Source organism: Lelliottia sp. 7254-16 (assembly GCF_002922995.1).
Classification (GTDB): Bacteria; Pseudomonadota; Gammaproteobacteria; order Enterobacterales; family Enterobacteriaceae; genus Enterobacter; species Enterobacter jeotgali.
On record NZ_PQVS01000007.1, the window covers coordinates 145,783 to 163,554 of the forward strand.

Annotated in this window: 16 protein-coding genes; 4 read left to right on the forward strand and 12 right to left on the reverse strand. The window is 56.3% G+C overall.

From position 1 onward, the window contains the following. On the forward strand, window positions 1-600 hold the full coding sequence (gene acpT / locus C3708_RS11930) for a 4'-phosphopantetheinyl transferase AcpT (RefSeq protein ID WP_103949421.1): 600 nt from the start codon (window positions 1-3) through the stop codon (window positions 598-600). Here acpT and arnF read toward each other — a convergent pair. Genes arnF through arnB form a run of 7 tightly spaced genes read right to left on the reverse strand, consistent with a single transcriptional unit; the run spans window position 566 to window position 7,941 of the window. Continuing rightward, window positions 566-955: a 4-amino-4-deoxy-L-arabinose-phosphoundecaprenol flippase subunit ArnF gene (arnF, locus tag C3708_RS11935; protein ID WP_103949422.1), complete on the reverse strand. Its 390-nt coding sequence runs from the start codon at window positions 953-955 to the stop codon at window positions 566-568. The genes acpT and arnF overlap by 35 nt on opposite strands. After that, window positions 952-1,290 carry a 4-amino-4-deoxy-L-arabinose-phosphoundecaprenol flippase subunit ArnE gene (gene arnE / locus C3708_RS11940; RefSeq protein ID WP_103947405.1) on the reverse strand — a complete coding sequence of 113 codons (339 nt, stop codon included), beginning with the start codon at window positions 1,288-1,290 and terminating at the stop codon, window positions 952-954. Before arnE ends, arnF begins: the two co-directional genes overlap by 4 nt. Continuing rightward, the gene (arnT, locus tag C3708_RS11945; protein ID WP_103949423.1) at window positions 1,287-2,942 is read right to left on the reverse strand and encodes a lipid IV(A) 4-amino-4-deoxy-L-arabinosyltransferase; all 1,656 of its coding nucleotides are present in this window, start codon (window positions 2,940-2,942) and stop codon (window positions 1,287-1,289) included. The genes arnE and arnT overlap by 4 nt, the downstream gene beginning before the upstream one ends. Beyond that, window positions 2,939-3,841 (reverse strand): 4-deoxy-4-formamido-L-arabinose-phosphoundecaprenol deformylase, encoded by a 903-nt coding sequence (gene arnD, locus C3708_RS11950; RefSeq protein ID WP_103949424.1) that lies wholly within the window; start codon window positions 3,839-3,841, stop codon window positions 2,939-2,941. The genes arnT and arnD overlap by 4 nt, the downstream gene beginning before the upstream one ends. Next, complete coding sequence (gene arnA, locus C3708_RS11955) at window positions 3,838-5,820, reverse strand: bifunctional UDP-4-amino-4-deoxy-L-arabinose formyltransferase/UDP-glucuronic acid oxidase ArnA (RefSeq protein WP_103947407.1); 1,983 nt, start codon at window positions 5,818-5,820, stop codon at window positions 3,838-3,840. The genes arnD and arnA overlap by 4 nt, the downstream gene beginning before the upstream one ends. Beyond that, entirely contained in the window at window positions 5,817-6,800 is a 984-nt protein-coding gene (arnC, locus tag C3708_RS11960; RefSeq protein ID WP_095284418.1) for an undecaprenyl-phosphate 4-deoxy-4-formamido-L-arabinose transferase, read from the reverse strand. Before arnC ends, arnA begins: the two co-directional genes overlap by 4 nt. Next, window positions 6,793-7,941: a UDP-4-amino-4-deoxy-L-arabinose aminotransferase gene (gene arnB, locus C3708_RS11965; protein WP_095283803.1), complete on the reverse strand. Its 1,149-nt coding sequence runs from the start codon at window positions 7,939-7,941 to the stop codon at window positions 6,793-6,795. Before arnB ends, arnC begins: the two co-directional genes overlap by 8 nt. A gap of 512 nt (window positions 7,942-8,453) precedes the next feature. Here arnB and C3708_RS11970 point away from each other — a divergent pair. Next, a complete protein-coding gene (locus tag C3708_RS11970; protein WP_095283804.1) occupies window positions 8,454-9,248 on the forward strand; it encodes an SDR family NAD(P)-dependent oxidoreductase in 795 nt (264 codons plus the stop codon). Here the strand turns inward: C3708_RS11970 and C3708_RS11975 are convergent. Then, window positions 9,245-9,691: an NlpC/P60 family protein gene (locus C3708_RS11975; protein WP_103949425.1), complete on the reverse strand. Its 447-nt coding sequence runs from the start codon at window positions 9,689-9,691 to the stop codon at window positions 9,245-9,247. The two genes, C3708_RS11970 and C3708_RS11975, sit on opposite strands and share 4 nt — an antisense overlap. A gap of 321 nt (window positions 9,692-10,012) precedes the next feature. Here C3708_RS11975 and C3708_RS11980 point away from each other — a divergent pair, with 321 nt between their 5' ends. Next, window positions 10,013-10,672: an HAD family hydrolase gene (locus C3708_RS11980; protein WP_103949426.1), complete on the forward strand. Its 660-nt coding sequence runs from the start codon at window positions 10,013-10,015 to the stop codon at window positions 10,670-10,672. A 133-nt stretch (window positions 10,673-10,805) separates the two neighbouring features. On the opposite strand, the gene C3708_RS11985 is transcribed toward C3708_RS11980, so the two are convergent. The 3 genes from C3708_RS11985 to C3708_RS11995 form a co-directional block, all read right to left on the reverse strand. Continuing rightward, window positions 10,806-11,831 (reverse strand): TerC/Alx family metal homeostasis membrane protein, encoded by a 1,026-nt coding sequence (locus C3708_RS11985; protein ID WP_095283806.1) that lies wholly within the window; start codon window positions 11,829-11,831, stop codon window positions 10,806-10,808. Between the two features lie 93 nt (window positions 11,832-11,924). Continuing rightward, window positions 11,925-14,357 carry a DUF3772 domain-containing protein gene (locus C3708_RS11990; protein ID WP_095283807.1) on the reverse strand — a complete coding sequence of 811 codons (2,433 nt, stop codon included), beginning with the start codon at window positions 14,355-14,357 and terminating at the stop codon, window positions 11,925-11,927. A gap of 37 nt (window positions 14,358-14,394) precedes the next feature. After that, entirely contained in the window at window positions 14,395-15,591 is a 1,197-nt protein-coding gene (locus C3708_RS11995) for an NAD(P)/FAD-dependent oxidoreductase (protein ID WP_095283808.1), read from the reverse strand. Window positions 15,592-15,821: 230 nt separating this feature from the next. Here C3708_RS11995 and pitA point away from each other — a divergent pair, with 230 nt between their 5' ends. Further along, window positions 15,822-17,321, forward strand: a complete 1,500-nt coding sequence (gene pitA, locus C3708_RS12000; RefSeq protein WP_095283809.1) for an inorganic phosphate transporter PitA — start codon at window positions 15,822-15,824, stop codon at window positions 17,319-17,321. 53 nt (window positions 17,322-17,374) lie between these two features. Here the strand turns inward: pitA and uspB are convergent, their stop codons facing one another. Further along, window positions 17,375-17,710, reverse strand: coding sequence for a universal stress protein UspB (gene uspB / locus C3708_RS12005; RefSeq protein ID WP_103947410.1), 336 nt, complete (start codon window positions 17,708-17,710; stop codon window positions 17,375-17,377). Between the last annotated feature and the right edge of the window lie 62 nt (window positions 17,711-17,772).

The following is a 17,772-nucleotide window of genomic DNA, read 5'->3' on the forward strand; positions in this document are numbered from 1 at the left end:
ATGTACCAGTTTGTACTGGGAAAAATCTCGACTCTTAACGCTGATCCTTATGCTTCAGCGCTTTCAGACATCGCACCGCAGGGCGCGCGACGTGCTCGTTGGCTCGCGGGCCGGACGCTGCTCACTCGCGCATTGTCCCCCGCGCCGCTGCCGGAAATCGTCTTTGGTGAACAGGGTAAACCGGCGTTTGTCGACGCTCGTCCGCTGTGGTTCAACCTGAGCCACAGCGGGGATGATATTGCCCTGCTGCTGAGTGATGAAGGCGAAGTCGGTTGCGATATCGAAGTGATCCGCCCGCGCGATAACTGGCAGGCGTTGGCTAACGCCGTGTTCAGCGTCGCCGAGCATCACGAGCTGGAACAGGAAACGCCGGAACAAAAACTGTCGGCGTTCTGGCGCATCTGGACGCGCAAAGAGGCGATTGTTAAACAGCGCGGCGGCAGCGCCTGGCAGATTGTCAGTGTCGACAGCGCGGCAAAACAGCCTCATCCGGTGAGCCAAATCCAGTTCGGCTCCCTGAGCCTGGCGGTGTGTACGCCAACCCCTTTTGAACTCACCGCTGAGTCTATTTCACCTTTTTCGCTGCTGGCAGAAAAATAACCAGTACGCCCGCGATAATCAAACCGACGCCCGCCAGCCCGGCCCAGGAGAAACGTTCACTCCAGCCGGGTAGCACGATAGCGGCAATCCACACCAGAATGTAGCTCAGGCTGAGTAGCGCATAGGCCTGACTCAGCGCCATGCGGTGCAGCGCCAGATACCAGCAGCCCATCGAGGCGATGTAACCGCTCAACCCCAAAAGCAACATGCCGCTGCCTGTGGCGAAATGGAATAACGCCCTCAGTAAAGAGAGCGGTTCAGCGACCGGCGGGAGAGAGACCATCGCCGAGCGCAGCAGGAGCTGCGCCCCACTGACCAGTACCACGCTGCACAGCGCCCAGAATATCCCTTTCACAGGCTACCTCCCAGCAGCACAATACCGGCCATGATCAATCCGACGCCCAGCCAGTGATGAGGCGCGATCTTCTCATGCCAGAACGCTTTTGCAGCCAGCGTGACCCAGACAAAATTCAGGCTCAGCATCGGGTACGCGATCCCCACCGGCACGCGCTGAAGCACCATCAGCCACAGCACCATGCCGACGCCCAGCGCCAGCAGGGCCAGGCCGAGCCAGAATACGATATGCCTCCCACGCCCGCCGCTTTTTGCCGGGCGCGTGGCCTGTTTCTGGCAGAGTTGGCCCGCGCAGCTCAGTAGGCTTGCCAGTCCCAGCCAGATCCAGACCGTCATTGTGGCAAATACTGCAGATAGGCCAGACGTCCCTGGATGATGAGAGTGTCAGGCTTGGGTAACTCAGCGCGCGCGAGGTCATCGTTTTTCGACAGTAAAATCACCAGCGAGATTTTCCCCTGCGCACGATGGTCCGCCAGCCAGCTGGCGAAATCATCTTTGCCGATATAACGCCCTTTTACATCAGGATAGTCCAAGCCGTATTTCAGCTCACCGCTCTGACCAAACATGATGATATCGCTGCGTTTCAGGTCCCACGCCAGCCCGGAGGCAATCCCGACGTTATTGGCCAGCACAAAGGTGCTTTCCGTGAGCGGCTGTCGCACCGTATCCACCAGCGACTGGGGCTGTTTGGAATCCACCACCCGATTGGGCACGGCGAATCCCAGCAACAGCCCCAGCCCCAGCGGGCAGATCGCCGCCAGCCACCAGCGCTGCTCAGCCCGGCGTAATGTCCACCAGCCGACGAGCGCCCAGACCAGAAACGCCACTACCGCGCAGAAGACTTTGTACAGCTCGATGGAGGTCCAGACCGGATGTTTCGTCGGCCCCCACGGCGAGACAACCAGCGCCACGACGACGCCCAGCACGCCAAATGCCAGGTTGATTACCGCGTTGGCCCGCAGAACTTTCACGCCGTTGCCGACAAGCGAACAGGCGTAGCGCGCCATCAGCATCGCCAGCGGTGCAAAGCACGGCAAAATGTAGGTGGGTAGTTTGCCCTTCGCGATGCTGAAAAACAGCAGCGGCATCACCACCCAGCCTAATAAATAGAACCCACCGCGCGCGTCCTTACTATCGCGCCAGCCGAGCCGCAGTGCGCCAGGCAGCAGCGCCAGCCACGGTAAACTTCCCGCCATCAGGAACGGAATGTAGTACCAGAACGGCGCTTTGTGCTGGGCATCGCTGCTGGCAAAACGCTGGACATGCTCGACCCAGAAGAAGTAGCGCCAGAAATCCGGCTCGCGATGGGCAATCGCCAGCGCCCACGGCAGGACGATCAGCACGCAGCTCAGCACCGCCAGCCAGCCGAACAGCAGCACCTCTTTCCAGCGTTTTTGCACGATGACCCACGGCAGTACGGCGACGACCGGTACCGCCAGTGCCAAAAATCCTTTGGTCATGACGCCCATGCCACAGGCCAGCCCCAGCAGCAGGTAGCCGCCGATTTTGCCCGCACGGGTGTTCGCCTGCGCGGCAATCCAGAAGCTGCACATCGCGGCGACCAGCCAGAGGGTGATCATCGGGTCCAGCACCGCGTAAGTGCCAACACCATAGACCAGCAGCAAGGTGAGGAAAATCACGCCAGAGGTCAGCGCCACGCGTTTATCGCGCCAGATTTGCCAGGCCAGCCAGATAACCAGCAGCGCGGTCAGCCCGGTGGAAAAAATCGCCCCGGCACGCACGGCAAAGTTCGAGTCGCCAAACAGCATCTGGCCGAGGCTGTTGATCCAGTATCCAGCAATTGGTTTTTCAAAATAGCGCAGCCCAAGGAAATGCGGCACCACCCAGTTTCCAGTGGCCAGCATTTCACGGCTGATCTCCGCATAGCGCGTTTCATCCGGCTGCCAGAGCAGGCGGATATCAACGGGCAACAGATAGTAAAGCGCAAACAGAACGAAAAGAGCGACACTAAAACGCGCAGATTTCATGGAGCTGGGCTCACGGTTTGTTGATAGCCAAGCCAGCCTTCGCGACCGGCCATTTCATTACGGACAATTTTGCCGACGGGTAACGTGCTGAGGTCGTCGGGCAACATCTCGCTTAACGGACAAAACTGAATGCCTTCCTGCGCGGCCAGTTGCAGCAGCGCCGCGAAGTCCTGCTGATACGCAATCCCCTCCACTTCGGCGTGGATAGTGTAGACCGGCGTGCCGGTATCGCGGTGGATACAGTCGAGGATATAGCGGTTAAAATTCTCCGCCGTCACTTCCCGCCCGACCACTTCATCCCAGGTCGGGAGCGTCACCGGAATTTGTACGGTACCGAGCCGCGTCTCGCCGAGCTGGGGCAAAAACGGCCCAGAACCGCGGCAGTCGCTGTTATAGCGAAACGTAAACGGCTCTTTGGCACGCACCACACGCTGATCGGCACGCCAGCCAGCTACCGCCGAGCAGTGAACCGGCTTGCCGAGGATCGCCTCCAGCTCCATCATCCCACGCTCCACTTCGCGGGTCAGACGAGGGATTTTCCACACCCCGCTCCAGGCCTGCCAGGCGTGATGATCCCAGGCGTGCAGCCCGACTTCATGGCTCAGAGCCGCGGCGCGGATCACCTCTTCGTTGCCCGCCCCGATGCGCTTGCCGGGCCAGGCGGTGCCCGCCAGCAGAATATCCCAGCCGTAAAGGGATGCCGCACGGGAGCGCAGCATTTTCATCAGAAAGGTCGGTTTAAACAGGCGCCACAGATGGCGCCCCATGTTGTCAGGCCCGACGCTGAAGAAAAAGCTGGCGCGAACATGATGCTCGCTCAGCAGTTCCAGCAGGCGTGGCACGCCGTCGCGGGTGCCACGAAAGGTATCGACATCAATGCGTAAACCGACTTTTTTCATGATGCCTGTTCCGTCAGCTCCACGGTGCGCAGGAAGAAATCGAGGGTTTCGTCGATGGTCTGAACCATATCCACCGTCGGCTCCCAGTTCAGGCAGCGTTTCGCATTGCGGATGCTCGGTTTGCGGTGCTCAACGTCCTGATATCCTTTGCCATAATAGCTGCTGCTTTCCACTTCGCGGAAACCGGCAAACGGCGGGAAGCGGTCGCGCAGCGGATGGCGCTCGAAGCTTTCAAGCAGCATTTCGGCCAGCTCGCGGATGCTCGCTTCGTTTTCCGGGTTACCGATGTTGATGATTTCCCCGTCGCAGCGCCCGTCTTTGTTCTCGATGATGCGGAACAGGGCTTCGATGCCGTCGCTGATATCAGTAAAGCAGCGTTTCTGTTTGCCGCCTTCAATCAGCTTAATCGGTGAGCCTTCCACCAGATTGAGGATCAGTTGGGTGATCGCCCGCGAACTGCCGATTCGCGCCGCGTTGAGGTTATCAAGGCGCGGTCCCATCCAGTTAAACGGACGGAACAGGGTGAAGCGCAGATTTTCTTTTTCACCGTATGCCCAGATAACGCGGTCCAGCAGCTGTTTCGATACCGAGTAAATCCAGCGCTGTTTGTTGATAGGCCCGACGACCAGGTTCGAGGTGTCTTCGTCGAACACTTTGTCGGTGCACATACCGTACACTTCCGAGGTGGATGGGAAGATGATGCGCTTGTTGTACTTCACGCAGTCGCGGATGATTTTCAGGTTCTCTTCAAAATCGAGCTCGAAAACGCGCAGCGGATTACGGGTGTATTCGATAGGCGTAGCGATGGCCACCAGCGGCAACACCACGTCGCATTTCTTAATATGGTATTCAATCCACTCGGAATGAATGCTGATATCCCCTTCCACGAAATGGAAACGCGGGCAGTCGAGGAAACGGCTGATCGCATCCGAGCCAATATCAAGGCCATAGATTTCGTAGTTGTCGTCTTTGAGCAAACGCTCAGTCAGGTGGTTACCGATAAAACCGTTCACACCGAGGATCAGCACGCGGGTGCGGCGTTTCAGGGCAACAAACGGAGCGCTGGTGACCAGTGCGCCATTCACCAGCCCTAACGACTGCGCCAGCTGTGTGCCCGGCATGTACACACCGTTTTCCGTCTGTCCGGTGACAATCTCCAGCGCCTGTTCACCGCAGGCGATAATCAGCGGGGAAGCGGAAATGACGGTGCCCGGTTTCGCCGCAGGGATGTCCGCGCGCACGCGGGATTTCCAGACGATAAATTTGCTCGCCCCGACATAGGCAACGGCACCCGGCCACGGGTCGGTCACTGCACGTACCAGGTTGTGCAGCTGCGCCGCCGGTTTGGTCCAGTCCAGACGCCCGTCTTCCGGGGTGCGACGGCCAAAACAGGTGGCTTCGCTGTGGTTCTGTTCGGTCTCTTTAATCGTACCCTGACGCAGCGCAGGCAGCGCGTCGCGCAACAGCGTCTGGGCTGCCGCACACAGCTTGTGATGCAGGGTCAGCGCGGTGTCATCGGCATCAATACTGACGCGCTGCTGGGCGGCAATCGCCCCGGCATCGGCACTCTTCACCATGCGGTGCAGCGTCACGCCGGTTTCCGTTTCACCGTTCACCAGCGCCCAGTTCAGCGGCGCACGACCGCGATATTTTGGCAGCAGCGAACCGTGAAGATTAAACGCTCCGCCCGGTGCGGCGTTGAGGATCTCATCGCACAGCAAGTTGCGGTAATAGAAAGAGAAAATCACATCGGGAGCCAGTTTCTGGATGCGGTCCACCCACAGCGGATGGTTCACGTCATCGGGCGCATACACCGGGATTTCACGCTCGGCGGCGATACGCGCCACGGAACTAAAGAAGTGGTTCTCGCCCGCAGTATCCGGGTGAGTGAAAATGGCAGCGATGTCATAGCCCGCTTCCAGAAGGGCTAACGTGCCCGTACAGCCCATATCGTGATAGGCAAAAACAACGGCTTTCATGGGTGATTTCCTTCCTGAGAGGATTTGTGTTCCTGACGGACAACACGTTGAATAAAGTAGCGCGGACGTGCGCGGACATCGTTGTAGATACGGCCGATGTACTCACCGAGTAACCCCATGCCGACAAACTGTGCGCCGATAAACATGAACAGCACGGCGAAGAGCATAAAGACCCCTTCCGCCGCCCATTGCGGACCATAGGCCAGACGCAGGACCACCAGCAGCACAGAGAGCGCAAAGCCCATCAGGGCAATGATGCTGCCGAAGACGCTGAGCAAGCGCAGCGGCGTGGTGGTCAGGCAGGTGATCAGGTCGTACATCAGATTGATCAGACGCATAAAGCTGTACTTCGATTCCCCGTGCTCGCGCTCGGCGTGCTGCACCGGGATCTCCGTGGCTTTGCGCGCAAAGGTATTCGCGAGAATTGGAATAAAGGTGCTGCGCTCGTGGCAGTGCAGCATCGCATCGACAATGTGACGACGGTAGGCGCGCAACATGCAGCCGTAATCGCCCATCGCCTTGCCAGTGGTACGCTGGATCAGGCGGTTGATGGTGCGCGAGGCCAGCTTGCGGAACACGCTGTCCTGACGGTTCTGGCGCACGGTGCCGACCACGTCATAGCCTTCGTCGGCGGTCGCCACCAGGCGCGGGATCTCCTCCGGCGGGTTCTGCAGATCGGCGTCGAGGGTGATGATCAAATCGCCCGTCACGTGGCTGAAACCGGCCATGATCGCCGAGTGCTGCCCGTAGTTGCGGTTCAGCAGCACCGCCACGATATGACTGCCGTCGGCCTGTGCGGCTTCGGTGAGCATCATCGCGGAGTCGTCGCTGCTGCCGTCATCGACCAGCAAGATTTCATAGGCTTTGCCCATGCTGTCACAGGCGGCGGTCGTACGACGAATCAGCTCTGGCAGGCTCTCCTGTTCGTTATACACGGGGATCACCACAGAGACTTTTTGTACTGGCGGCGCGCTAAACACGTCCATGTCCTGCAAGCTGATGGAGCGCGGTAATGACGCGGGTTGTGTCGTCATGAGTCATATCCGGGAAAAGAGGGAGTGAACAGATGCGCGCGCTGTTCCATTCGGTGTTCGGTAAAGACACGTCCGGGAAACGCTCGCGGTAATATTTTTGCGTGTGAGCCGCGCGGAAATGCAGGCCAGTGCCGATACCCTGGGCTTTCAGGGCTTCCATCAGCGCGTCGCGGGTATAGCCGCACGTCGCTTCATCCACGCGAATAATGAACAAATGCCAGGCGTGCAGATGCGGCCAGGCGGGAACATTCAGGGGCATGAACGGTGTGTCGGCAAGCTCCAGCAGATAGCGGCTGGCAATCTCCGCACGACGGCGGTTGGCATTGCCGAGTTTGCCGAGCTGCACCAGGGCCAGCGCGGCGTTGATATCCGCGAGGTTGTATTTAAAACCAGGAGAGATCACTTCGGCCTGCGGTGCGCGACCGAGCGTCTGGCGGTCAAACGCATCGACGCCGAGACCGTGGAATTTGAGGCTGCGAATACGCTGCGCCAGCTGTTCGTCGTCCGTCACCACTAACCCGCCTTCGGCGCAGGTCATGTTTTTGATGGCGTGGAAGGAGAAAATCGCCGTCCCCTGCCAGCCGACGTGGCGGCCTTTGTAGTAGGTCCCGGCAGCGTGGGCGGCGTCTTCAATAACCGGAATGCCGTGGCGCTCGCCAATAGTGCGAATGGCGTCGATATCGGCCGGGGCACCGGCGTAATGCACCGGAATAATGGCTTTGGTGCGCGGCGTGATCGCCGCTTCGACAGCTTCCGGCGTGACCATCAGGGTATCGCGATCGACATCGATCATCACCGGCGTGGCACCCAGCAAGACGATCATATTCAGCGTCGACACCCAGGTCATCGACGGGGTGATTACTTCATCGCCAGGCCCGATACCCAGCGCCATCAGGGTGACATGCATCCCGCCTGTTGCCGAACTGACGGCAATCGCATGGCGGTTTCCCGTCAGGGTGCAAAAAGCTTCTTCCAGCGCCTGATTCTTCGGCCCGGTGGTTATCCAGCCTGACGCCAGAACGTCCTGCAGGGCGGCGATTTCTTCTGCGCCCATCGACGGACGTGAAAAAGGCAGAAAATCACTCATTATTAATTTCCTTGCGATATTAATTCTTTACTGCCGTAAAGGGCGGCTCAGTGAAATCTTGCGGGATGTTATTTAAATAAAGACGAAATAAAATTTAGTCGCTACTTCATTTATGTCAACAAACCATCAACTAACGCCAAACTACCGTTCTTTTCTTAGGAAAGAATTAAGAGATGAATAATCAAAAACCGATGACGCGGATTAAAAGCCTTAAAAATCATTTTATTTACAATGTATTATGATTTTTTATCCATAGCTGGTTATTTGTGATGAGGCTCACGACATGTTAAGGATATATTTCAACTCTTCAGTTTAAAAAATAGTAAACGAATGATTAACAGAACCAAGAAAATATCTTTTTCTCGTCATAAATAAGCAATGAGTGCGGAACTTTTGATTTGGATTAATTGTCGCCTTTATTCATGTACGTTTCGCTGGCGCGAGTGCCGTCGAGGTCGCCGCCACCTGCTACGCTTTAGGGTCTGAACGTTAATCATCATAAGGAACAGACCATGAAAATCGATCTGACGGGGAAAGTCGCGCTGGTCACAGCCTCTACCGGCGGCATTGGGTTGGCGATTGCGCGCGGGCTGGCGGAAAGCGGTGCGGAAGTGATCATCAACGGGCGCAGCGCCGAGTCGGTTAATAACGGCATTCAACAGCTTCAACAGGCGGTTCCCGGCGTGCAGGTTCGGGCGACGATTGCCGATCTCAGCTCGCCCGAGGGCGTGGAGTCTGTGCTAAAAGTGGCATCGAATGTCGATATCCTGGTGAACAACGCCGGGGTTTACGGGCCGGAGGATTTTTACGCCACCGACGATGACACCTGGAACCGCTACTGGCAGACCAACGTGATGTCCGGCGTGCGCCTGTCGCGCGCCTTGCTGCCTGGCATGGTGCAAAAAGGCTGGGGCCGCGTGGTGTTTATCTCTTCTGAGTCAGCGTGCAATATTCCCGCCGACATGATCCACTACGGCGTGACCAAAACAGCCCAACTGTCGCTGGCGCGCGGTCTGGCCAAATTCGTGGCGGGCAGCGGCGTGACCGTCAACAGCGTCCTGCCGGGACCGACAATGTCGGACGGATTTGCGGCGATGATGAAAGACGAGATGGAAAAAACCGGGAAATCGCTCGAACAGCTGGCGAAAGAGTTCGTGATGGCCAATCGTCCGACGTCGGTTATCCAGCGCGCCTCGACCGTGGAAGAGGTCGCCAATATGGTGGTGTATGTGTGTTCAGTGCAGGCCTCCGCCACCTCCGGTGCGGCATTGCGCGTGGACGGCGGCGTGGTCGACGACATTATTTAGGCATCTGTGCCTGTCACCCGGCGGGCGGTAATGAAGTGCGAATGCCAGTAATTATTCGCCAGCGTAGAGACGGTCACACCCTGGCTGGTCGAGGCGTGAATAAACTGATGGTCGCCAATATAGACGCCCACATGGCGGCGGTTTGGACCGGTCTGAAAGAAAATCAAATCGCCAGCTTTCAGGCGATATTCTGCCACCTGAACGCCACGGTTGATCTGTTCACCCGTGGTGCGTGGCAGCGACAAATCAGCAGCGTCACTGAACAGATGTTGCATCAGGGCAGAACAATCGACGCCGTGATGTGTAGACCCCCCCCACACATAGTGCGTCCCTTTCCATTTTTGGTATTCATCGAGAATGCGAGCGCGAAGCGGGCCGCTTTCCTGATGCTCCAGTGATGCTCTCGCAGGGGTTAACGAAAACTCCTGAGAAGGAGATAACATCGATGCTGGCAGTTGAAAACTAAACGCAGAAAACGAAGCAAAACTTAACAAAAGGGTTGAAATAAGCAGTCTAAGCATAAATAACAATTCTAAGCAGTGAGTGAGCTCTTCCTTACCTGTGAGGGGGCAATGTTCCCTCGAATTGGCTTTCAAGGTGGCGATAATATAGACAGCTCGGTTTTTAGCCAATCACTTGTCGGTCCAAAAAAGGACATTGGAGCCCATCGCCAGTTTGCGAAAAAAAAGCACGCGATTGAGGGACTGTGAAGGTAAAGCAGGTAAACTAATGAGCAGAATGTGTATTTCAGCTAAGACATCTTTATGACCAATATGATCGCCGATGAGGCAGTGGCAAAATCCCGTGTGCTTTCCGTTTTTGATTTTGACGGAACCTTGACGCATCACGACAGCTTTATCCCCTTTCTGCGCTTTGCCTTTGGCAAACGCTATTTCGCCGGACGCCTGGTGCGTATGGCGCTGCCGACGATCCATTGTGTGCGCCGTAAACTCACCCGTGATGAACTGAAAGAAGTTCTGGTGAGAACATTCCTGACCGGCGTTGACGAGCACTGGCTGCGCCAGCAGGCCGAGCTGTTTTGCGAAAAATACTGGGGGAAGTTGATGCGCCCGGCAGGCGTGATGGCGGTAGCGGCGGAAGTGAATTCTGGTGCGGAAGTGACGATCTGTTCAGCGTCGCCTGCGCTGGTGTTGCAGCCGTGGGCCGACAAGCTCGGTATTAAGCTGATTGGCACGCAGCTGGAAGTGGTGGATGGCAAATTGACCGGTAATATCACCGGGCATAACTGCCGCTGTGCGCAGAAGGTGGCGAGACTGGAGCGGGTGTATGGCGATCTGAGCGATTACCATCTGCGCGCCTGGGGCGATACACGCGGCGACCATGAGCTGCTGGCGGCGGCGCAAGATCCACACTGGCGGCATTTCCACCCGCCAAGAGCGCGACGTAATTCACCGATTAAGTAGTCGGTATCGCCGGGTGGCGGCTTCGCTTTACCCGGCCTACAGATTCTGTGCGGCTTTTTTGCCGGGTGGCGGCTCCGCCTTACCCGGCCTACAAAACTTGTAGGCCCGTGCAGGCGAAGCGTCGCCGGGCATATCAGGCCGCACGTTTCCCAGGGAACACCACGCTCGCAATAATTCCTAACGCCAGCACGCCCAGTACCACAAACAGGCTCATGTTCGCGGAGATGTTGTACCCGTGGTGCCAGAAGTGGTCAGTCGCATTCAGCCCCAGTTTGAACGCGACGAAGAACAGTAGCAGCACCACGGATTTCTCCAGATGGACCAAGTACTGTTTCAGCGCTTCGAGCACAAAATAGAGCGTACGCAGGCCAAGGATCGCGAACATCATCGCGCTGTAAATGATCAGCGGTTCGCGGCTAACGGCGATAATCGCGGGTACGGAATCAAAAGCAAACATCACGTCAGACAGCTCAACTACCGCCACGCACAGCAGCAGCGGCGTCGCGTAGCGCTTCGCTTTTTTGACGCGCCCTACCATCACATCCTGGTTTTCCGGTTTTTCCAGCTCCGCATCCACCTCTTTCTGCGTCAGCAAAAAGGCGTTGCTGCTGATCTTCGGCCACACCGGGTAAAAGCGTTTTACCAGGCGATACGCCAGATGGTGGGAATAATCTTCCACCTCGTCGCTCTCTTCGTTGCGACGGAGCATCATCAGCGCAGTCCAGCCTACCACCAGCGCAAAAATCACTTCCACGTAAGGCCCCAGGCTCAACAAGCTGGTCCCGATCGCCACGAAAATCCCACGGAACACAATCGCCCCCAGCACGCCCCAGTAGAGTACGCGATGACGATACTTATCCGGCACGCCGAACCAGGCGAAAATCGCCATCATCACGAACAGGTTATCGACTGAGAGCACCTCTTCCAGCGCATAGCCGGTGAGGAACAGGCTCGCCATTTCGGCACCGTGATGGACATACAGGAACCCGGCAAACGCCATCGCTAACATGACCCAGAACAGGGACCACATCACGGCGCTTTTCAGCGAGATAGGTTTGTCGTGACGGTGCATGAAGAGATCGATAAACATCGCCCCGACCGCCATCACCACAAAGACAACAACGGTTTCCGTCGGGAAACCGAGATGAGCAGATTCCATTACACAACCCTTTTTGAGTACAAATACACACCATGCAAAATGCAAAAACGAACAAAATAAAAAGTGGGCTATATGCCGCCCCAATCAAGTTTATCACTGACCTTTGGCTTCATCCTCAGCCTTGATTCTGTGCGGCTGCTCCAGCACCATTGTTTGCGTCTGGCTCAGGCTAATGCCCGCCGCACGCAGCATTTTAAGGATTTCATATAGCAGGTCGCTGCGCGTTCCGCTGACCATACGCGGGCTGTTCACGTACCCGGTCACGCTCAGCACAATGCCGTTTGGCCCCAGCTCTTTAAAACTGACCGATGGCGCAGGCGTTTCCAGAATGGAGTCATGCAAGGAATACGCTTCCAGAAGCAGATTGCGCACCTGTTCCGGGTCGATATCCAGCGGGAAAGTCAGCGCGATGGTGGCGACGCCCTGCGCATTACCCATCGTCGCGTTACGCACGTTCTGGGAAATGAGCTGCGAGTTCGGGACAATGACCGTGGATTTATCACTGAGCTGAATTTCCGTCGCACGCACGTTGATGCGACGGATATCACCTTCCACACCACTGATGCTCACCAAATCCCCCACTTTCACCGGGCGTTCCGTCAGCAGAATCAGACCGGAGATAAAGTTCTTTACGATCTCCTGCAAACCAAAACCGATACCGACCGACAAGGCGCTGACGATCCACGCCAGCCGATTCCACTCAATGCCGAGCATCGACAGGGTGAGCATAATCAGCAGGACGTAACCGACGTTGGTGAACAGCGTCACCAGCGAAGCGCGCAGCCCTCTGTCCATCGTGGTTTTCGGCAGGAATTCGTGATCCAGCCAGCGGCGTGAGGAGCGCAAAATATACCATCCGACCACCAGGCACAGCACGGCATTGACCGCGTGCGCCGGGATGATATTCATGCTCTCAAGACCTTTCCCGCCCCAGATGTCGGCGATTTTACTGACCAGTTCTAGCGGCGTGGTGGTGCCGAAGGTGCCGTTGAGCAGCGCCACGAGGGCCATCAACAGCAGCGTGGTTTTACCCAGCGCAGAGAACAGCGTCGATGCCAAAGACAGATGGCGCTCGTTGACGCTCAGCGTGCTTTGTAAAATCTTCCCGCTTTGAGTGGTCGGCGAGAACACGGCTTCGCACAGATCCACCACGAAGTGGATCAGCAGGTACAGGCAGCTGACCACCAGGCCAATCCACAGCAGTTCAAAGGTGACAAACCGCGCCAACGGAATATAGCCAATCAACAGCGCAAGCAGAATCACGAACGCCGTCAGGCTGATCACCAAATGGATCAGCCCCGCCATCGTCGAACGCGCCTCGGTTTGCTCGCCTTCAGCGCGCATTTTACGCCGCATTCGGTTAACGCGTATTGGGGCGATCAGGCAGTTCAGCGCCACCAGCAGCGCCGACAAACCGTTACCAAACAGCGTCGCATCAATGCTCGACCCGACCAGGCCGTTGAGCTGCTCAATAATGCCGAAAATGAAAATAAACGCCGCAAGCAGAATCGGGAACGAGGCGAGCGTTTTCGCCAGCGGATCGGCAATGCCCGGCAAGCGCCACGACGGATGGCTGTTCGACAGCAACGCGATCCCCAGACCGGCAATCACCGCCGAGAACCAGGTAAGTTCAATCAACTGATCGGCAAAATCCATCACCAGGCGGGAGGTGTCCGGCAAACGCGTGAAGATATAGCACAGCAGTTGCATGCTGATGCCGAACGTTACCGTGGTGCTGAGCGTGGTGAAACAGGCGAGGAAGCTGCGGCGAAAACGCCCCTGCGGCAACCAGCGCGGCAGGATCCAGTTCATCGGTTTATCCAGCGCTTTGCGTCCAAACAGACCAATAATGAGCGCCAGTAAGAGATAAAAACCGGAGCCTAAGTACCACTCTTCGTCCCACGCCTGATGCCAGGCGTCGCTGACCTGCGAGCCAAATTCATTAAACCGCTGCGTGTCTTTCTCGTTGGGCGAGATCAGCGGCGACCAGAATTTCTCCCCCAGAATGCTGCCCGTATTCAGGGCGATCTGCGTTTTCAGCGCATCGCGTCGCAGGCCGTAGATTTGGCTGGAGAGATTCTGGGCGTTAACGGCGATAGCTTTGACTTGCTCAATCTGGGTGGTCAGAAGCGTTTTGCTGTTATTAAGTTGCTTACGCTGGCCGACTACCTGCGCCGTTTCCGTGACCGTACCCGGAGCGGGAGCCGGGCCGAGGACATCAAGCTGCGCCTGAATCTGCGTCAGCTGGGGTGCGAGCTGCACGGCCAGTTTATTTGCGTCTTCGGCGAGTTTGAGCGCATCGTCATTCAGAGCGGTGAATTTCTTTTCCGTCTTCACCGCAGAAACCTGCTGCTTGAGCGTATCCAGCCGTTTTTGCAGAGCCGGAAGCGCGGTGCTGACGTTCACCTTTACCGGCTGTTCGGTCTCGGTGGTCGCAGGAGCGTCTTCCGCCTGTGAAAGAAAAGGCGTCATCATCAGACATAACAACAATGCCAGCAGCGCTGGCATTTTTAACATTTTTTGCATAGTCAGGTTATATCCGCGAATTCAAAAAAATGGATGATTAATCGCTTTGCGCCAGTGCCTGCGCACAGGCCCAGGCGCTGGCCCAGGCCCACTGGAAGTTGTATCCGCCCAGCCAGCCCGTCACGTCCATCACTTCACCGATAAAGTACAGGCCAGGAACCTTGCGGGCTTCCATTGTTCGGGAAGAGAGTTCGTCGGTGTCCACGCCGCCCAGCGTCACTTCTGCCGTACGATAGCCTTCGGTGCCGTTTGGCTGGACGCGCCAGTGGGTCAGTGTGTCGACCAGCGCCTGCTGATCGCGTACGTTGAGTTGCTTAAGCGTAACATCTGGAATTTGCCCCAGCAGTTGCAGACATTCAATCAGACGTTTCGGCAACTGCATCGCCAGTGTGTTTTTCAGGCTTTGATTTGGATGCGCAGCGCGTTGTTCATCAAGGAACGCTGCCAAATCGCAGTCCGGGACTAGATTGACGGTAACGAACTCGCCAGGCTGCCAGTAGCTGGAGATTTGCAGCACTGCCGGGCCAGACAGTCCACGATGGGTGAAAAGCAGGTTTTCGCGAAAAACCGTGCCGTCTTCAGCGGTGATCGTCGAGGCCACCGATACGCCGGACAATGTCTGAAGCTGCTCCAGCAGCGGTTTGTGCAGGGTAAACGGCACCAGGCCTGCGCGCGTTGGCAGCACTTTCAGGCCAAACTGCTCGGCGATTTTATAGCCAAACGGCGTCGCGCCCAGTCCAGGCATCGACAGCCCGCCGCTGGCGATCACCAGTTTGTCGGCGCTAACCGTGTCGCCGTTCAGTTCCAGCGTATAACCGCTGTCATCGCGCGAGACGCTCAACACTTCGGTGCGCAAGCGTGTGATGACGCTACCTTTCTCGCATTCAGCCACCAGCATATCGACAATCTGCTGCGCGGAGTCATCACAAAACAGCTGGCCCAGCGTTTTTTCGTGCCAGGCAATTCCGTGTTTACCGACCAGATCGATAAAATCCCACTGGGTATATCGCGCCAGGGCAGATTTGCAAAAATGACGGTTTTGGCTCAAATACGCGGCGGGTTCGACATATAAATTCGTAAAGTTGCAGCGACCCCCGCCAGACATCAGGATCTTGCGGCCGGGTTTCTTACCATTATCCAGCAACAGAACACGACGACCCGCCTGCCCGGCCATCGCCGCACAGAACATTCCCGCCGCACCGGCGCCAATAATGACGGCATCAAACCTTTCCACATCAAAATCCTCTTGTTTAACCGGCGCGAATTGTAAAGTTTCCTATGTGGTCGCACCAGCGCAAAAAAGCGATATGTCAGTCATTTATTTGAAATATAAAATATATTTCTTTACCAGACGTAAACAAACCAGAAGGTATATCAAAAAAAAGCTATATTTCACTTTGCCCGTTGCGCATTTGTCCTGGATAATGCGCCGCGTTCATGTCCTCCTAAATGGCGTAACGTCCTATGCTACATTTGTTTGCTGGTCTGGATTTACATACCGGGCTTTTACTATTGCTTGCTCTGGCATTTGTACTGTTTTACGAAGCTATCAATGGCTTCCACGACACTGCGAACGCAGTCGCAACGGTTATCTACACTCGCGCAATGCGATCGCAAGTTGCGGTTGTTATGGCGGCTGTCTTTAACTTCTTTGGTGTTCTTCTCGGTGGTCTAAGCGTAGCCTACGCCATCGTTCACATGCTGCCTACGGATCTGCTTCTGAATATGAGTTCAGCGCATGGTCTTGCGATGGTATTTTCTATGCTGCTTGCCGCCATTATCTGGAACCTCGGTACCTGGTATTTCGGCCTGCCTGCATCCAGTTCTCACACGCTGATCGGCGCGATTATCGGTATCGGGTTAACTAACGCCCTGATGACCGGCACGTCTGTCGTTGACGCACTGAACATCCCTAAAGTGATGGGGATCTTCGGTTCACTGATTATTTCCCCTATTGTGGGCCTGGTCGTTGCAGGTGGATTGATTTTCATCCTGCGTCGTTACTGGAGCGGTACCAAAAAACGCGCCCGTATTCACCTGACTCCCGCAGAACGTGAAAAGAAAGATGGCAAGAAAAAGCCGCCATTCTGGACGCGTATCGCTCTGATTCTTTCCGCTATTGGTGTCGCCTTCTCTCACGGCGCAAACGACGGTCAGAAAGGCATTGGCCTGGTCATGCTGGTCCTGATTGGTGTCGCTCCGGCAGGGTTCGTGGTCAACATGAACGCCACCGGATACGAAATCACCCGTACCCGTGATGCCGTTAATAACGTCGAAGTTTACTTCCAGCAGCACCCTGAGCTGTTGAAACGAGTGACCGGTGTTGATCAACTGATTCCTTCTCCACAGCCAGGCGCCACTACCGCACCAGGCGAGTTCCACTGCCATCCGGCAAACGCGATCAGCGCGCTGGAACGTGCTAAAGGAATGCTGAGTGATATCGAAAGCTACGACAAACTGACCGTTGATCAACGTGGCCAGCTGCGTCGTATCATGCTGTGCATCTCTGATGTGACCGATAAAGTCGCGAAACAGCCTGATGTGAACAACGATGACCAGCGTCTGCTGAAGAAACTGAAAGGCGATATGCTCAATACCATTGAGTACGCGCCAATCTGGATAATCATGGCGGTCGCGCTGGCACTGGGTATCGGGACAATGATTGGCTGGCGTCGTGTGGCGACCACCATCGGCGAGAAGATTGGTAAGAAAGGCATGACGTATGCGCAGGGTATGTCCGCGCAGATGACCGCTGCCGTTTCTATCGGTCTGGCGAGCTACACCGGTATGCCGGTTTCAACCACTCACGTTCTGTCTTCTTCGGTTGCCGGTACGATGATTGTTGATGGCGGCGGTTTGCAGCGTAAAACCGTGACCAACATTCTGATGGCCTGGGTGTTTACCCTCCCGGCATCGATTCTGCTTTCGGGTGGCCTGTACTGGCTGTCGCTGAAACTGATTTGATGTAAGGCTGGAAATGAAAAAGCGGGTCAGGAAACTGACCCGCTTTTTTTGGCTCAATGCCAGAGGACGAGCGCCACCATACTCACCACAACCAGCCCGCACAGGGCGCTGGTCAAAATGAACTGACGACGCAGACGCTCACAACGACGGATAAACTCGTCATCATGATGATCGCGATAGCGCTGGGCGTAGATGTACCACACCAGACGCATCTGTTTGCTGGGCTGTCCATGCGACGTGAAGAAGCCTCCACCATCCACATACTGATAAAGCAACGGATCGCAACCACGAAGTACCACTAATAGCGCGCGTAATGATGAGAAATAGCGCGCCATATTCACTATGCAAACCACACATAAAGCCCAAAACAATGCGACGGTGCTAATCATACTTCCTCCCCGGCGTCCGCCCACGAAGCAAGACTTCTGGACAACCGCACCCCAATGCCCTG

Coding starts and splice junctions, on each gene's coding strand:
- arnB (WP_095283803.1), bottom strand. CDS start 7,941: ATGAGTGATTTTCTGCCTTTTTCACGTCCGTCGATGGGCGCAGAAGAA.
- acpT (WP_103949421.1), top strand. CDS start 1: ATGTACCAGTTTGTACTGGGAAAAATCTCGACTCTTAACGCTGATCCT.
- C3708_RS11985 (WP_095283806.1), bottom strand. CDS start 11,831: ATGGAATCTGCTCATCTCGGTTTCCCGACGGAAACCGTTGTTGTCTTT.
- arnT (WP_103949423.1), bottom strand. CDS start 2,942: ATGAAATCTGCGCGTTTTAGTGTCGCTCTTTTCGTTCTGTTTGCGCTT.
- arnE (WP_103947405.1), bottom strand. CDS start 1,290: ATGACGGTCTGGATCTGGCTGGGACTGGCAAGCCTACTGAGCTGCGCG.
- uspB (WP_103947410.1), bottom strand. CDS start 17,710: ATGATTAGCACCGTCGCATTGTTTTGGGCTTTATGTGTGGTTTGCATA.
- C3708_RS11990 (WP_095283807.1), bottom strand. CDS start 14,357: ATGCAAAAAATGTTAAAAATGCCAGCGCTGCTGGCATTGTTGTTATGT.
- pitA (WP_095283809.1), top strand. CDS start 15,822: ATGCTACATTTGTTTGCTGGTCTGGATTTACATACCGGGCTTTTACTA.
- C3708_RS11980 (WP_103949426.1), top strand. CDS start 10,013: ATGACCAATATGATCGCCGATGAGGCAGTGGCAAAATCCCGTGTGCTT.
- arnA (WP_103947407.1), bottom strand. CDS start 5,820: ATGAAAGCCGTTGTTTTTGCCTATCACGATATGGGCTGTACGGGCACG.
- C3708_RS11970 (WP_095283804.1), top strand. CDS start 8,454: ATGAAAATCGATCTGACGGGGAAAGTCGCGCTGGTCACAGCCTCTACC.
- arnD (WP_103949424.1), bottom strand. CDS start 3,841: ATGAAAAAAGTCGGTTTACGCATTGATGTCGATACCTTTCGTGGCACC.
- C3708_RS11975 (WP_103949425.1), bottom strand. CDS start 9,691: ATGTTATCTCCTTCTCAGGAGTTTTCGTTAACCCCTGCGAGAGCATCA.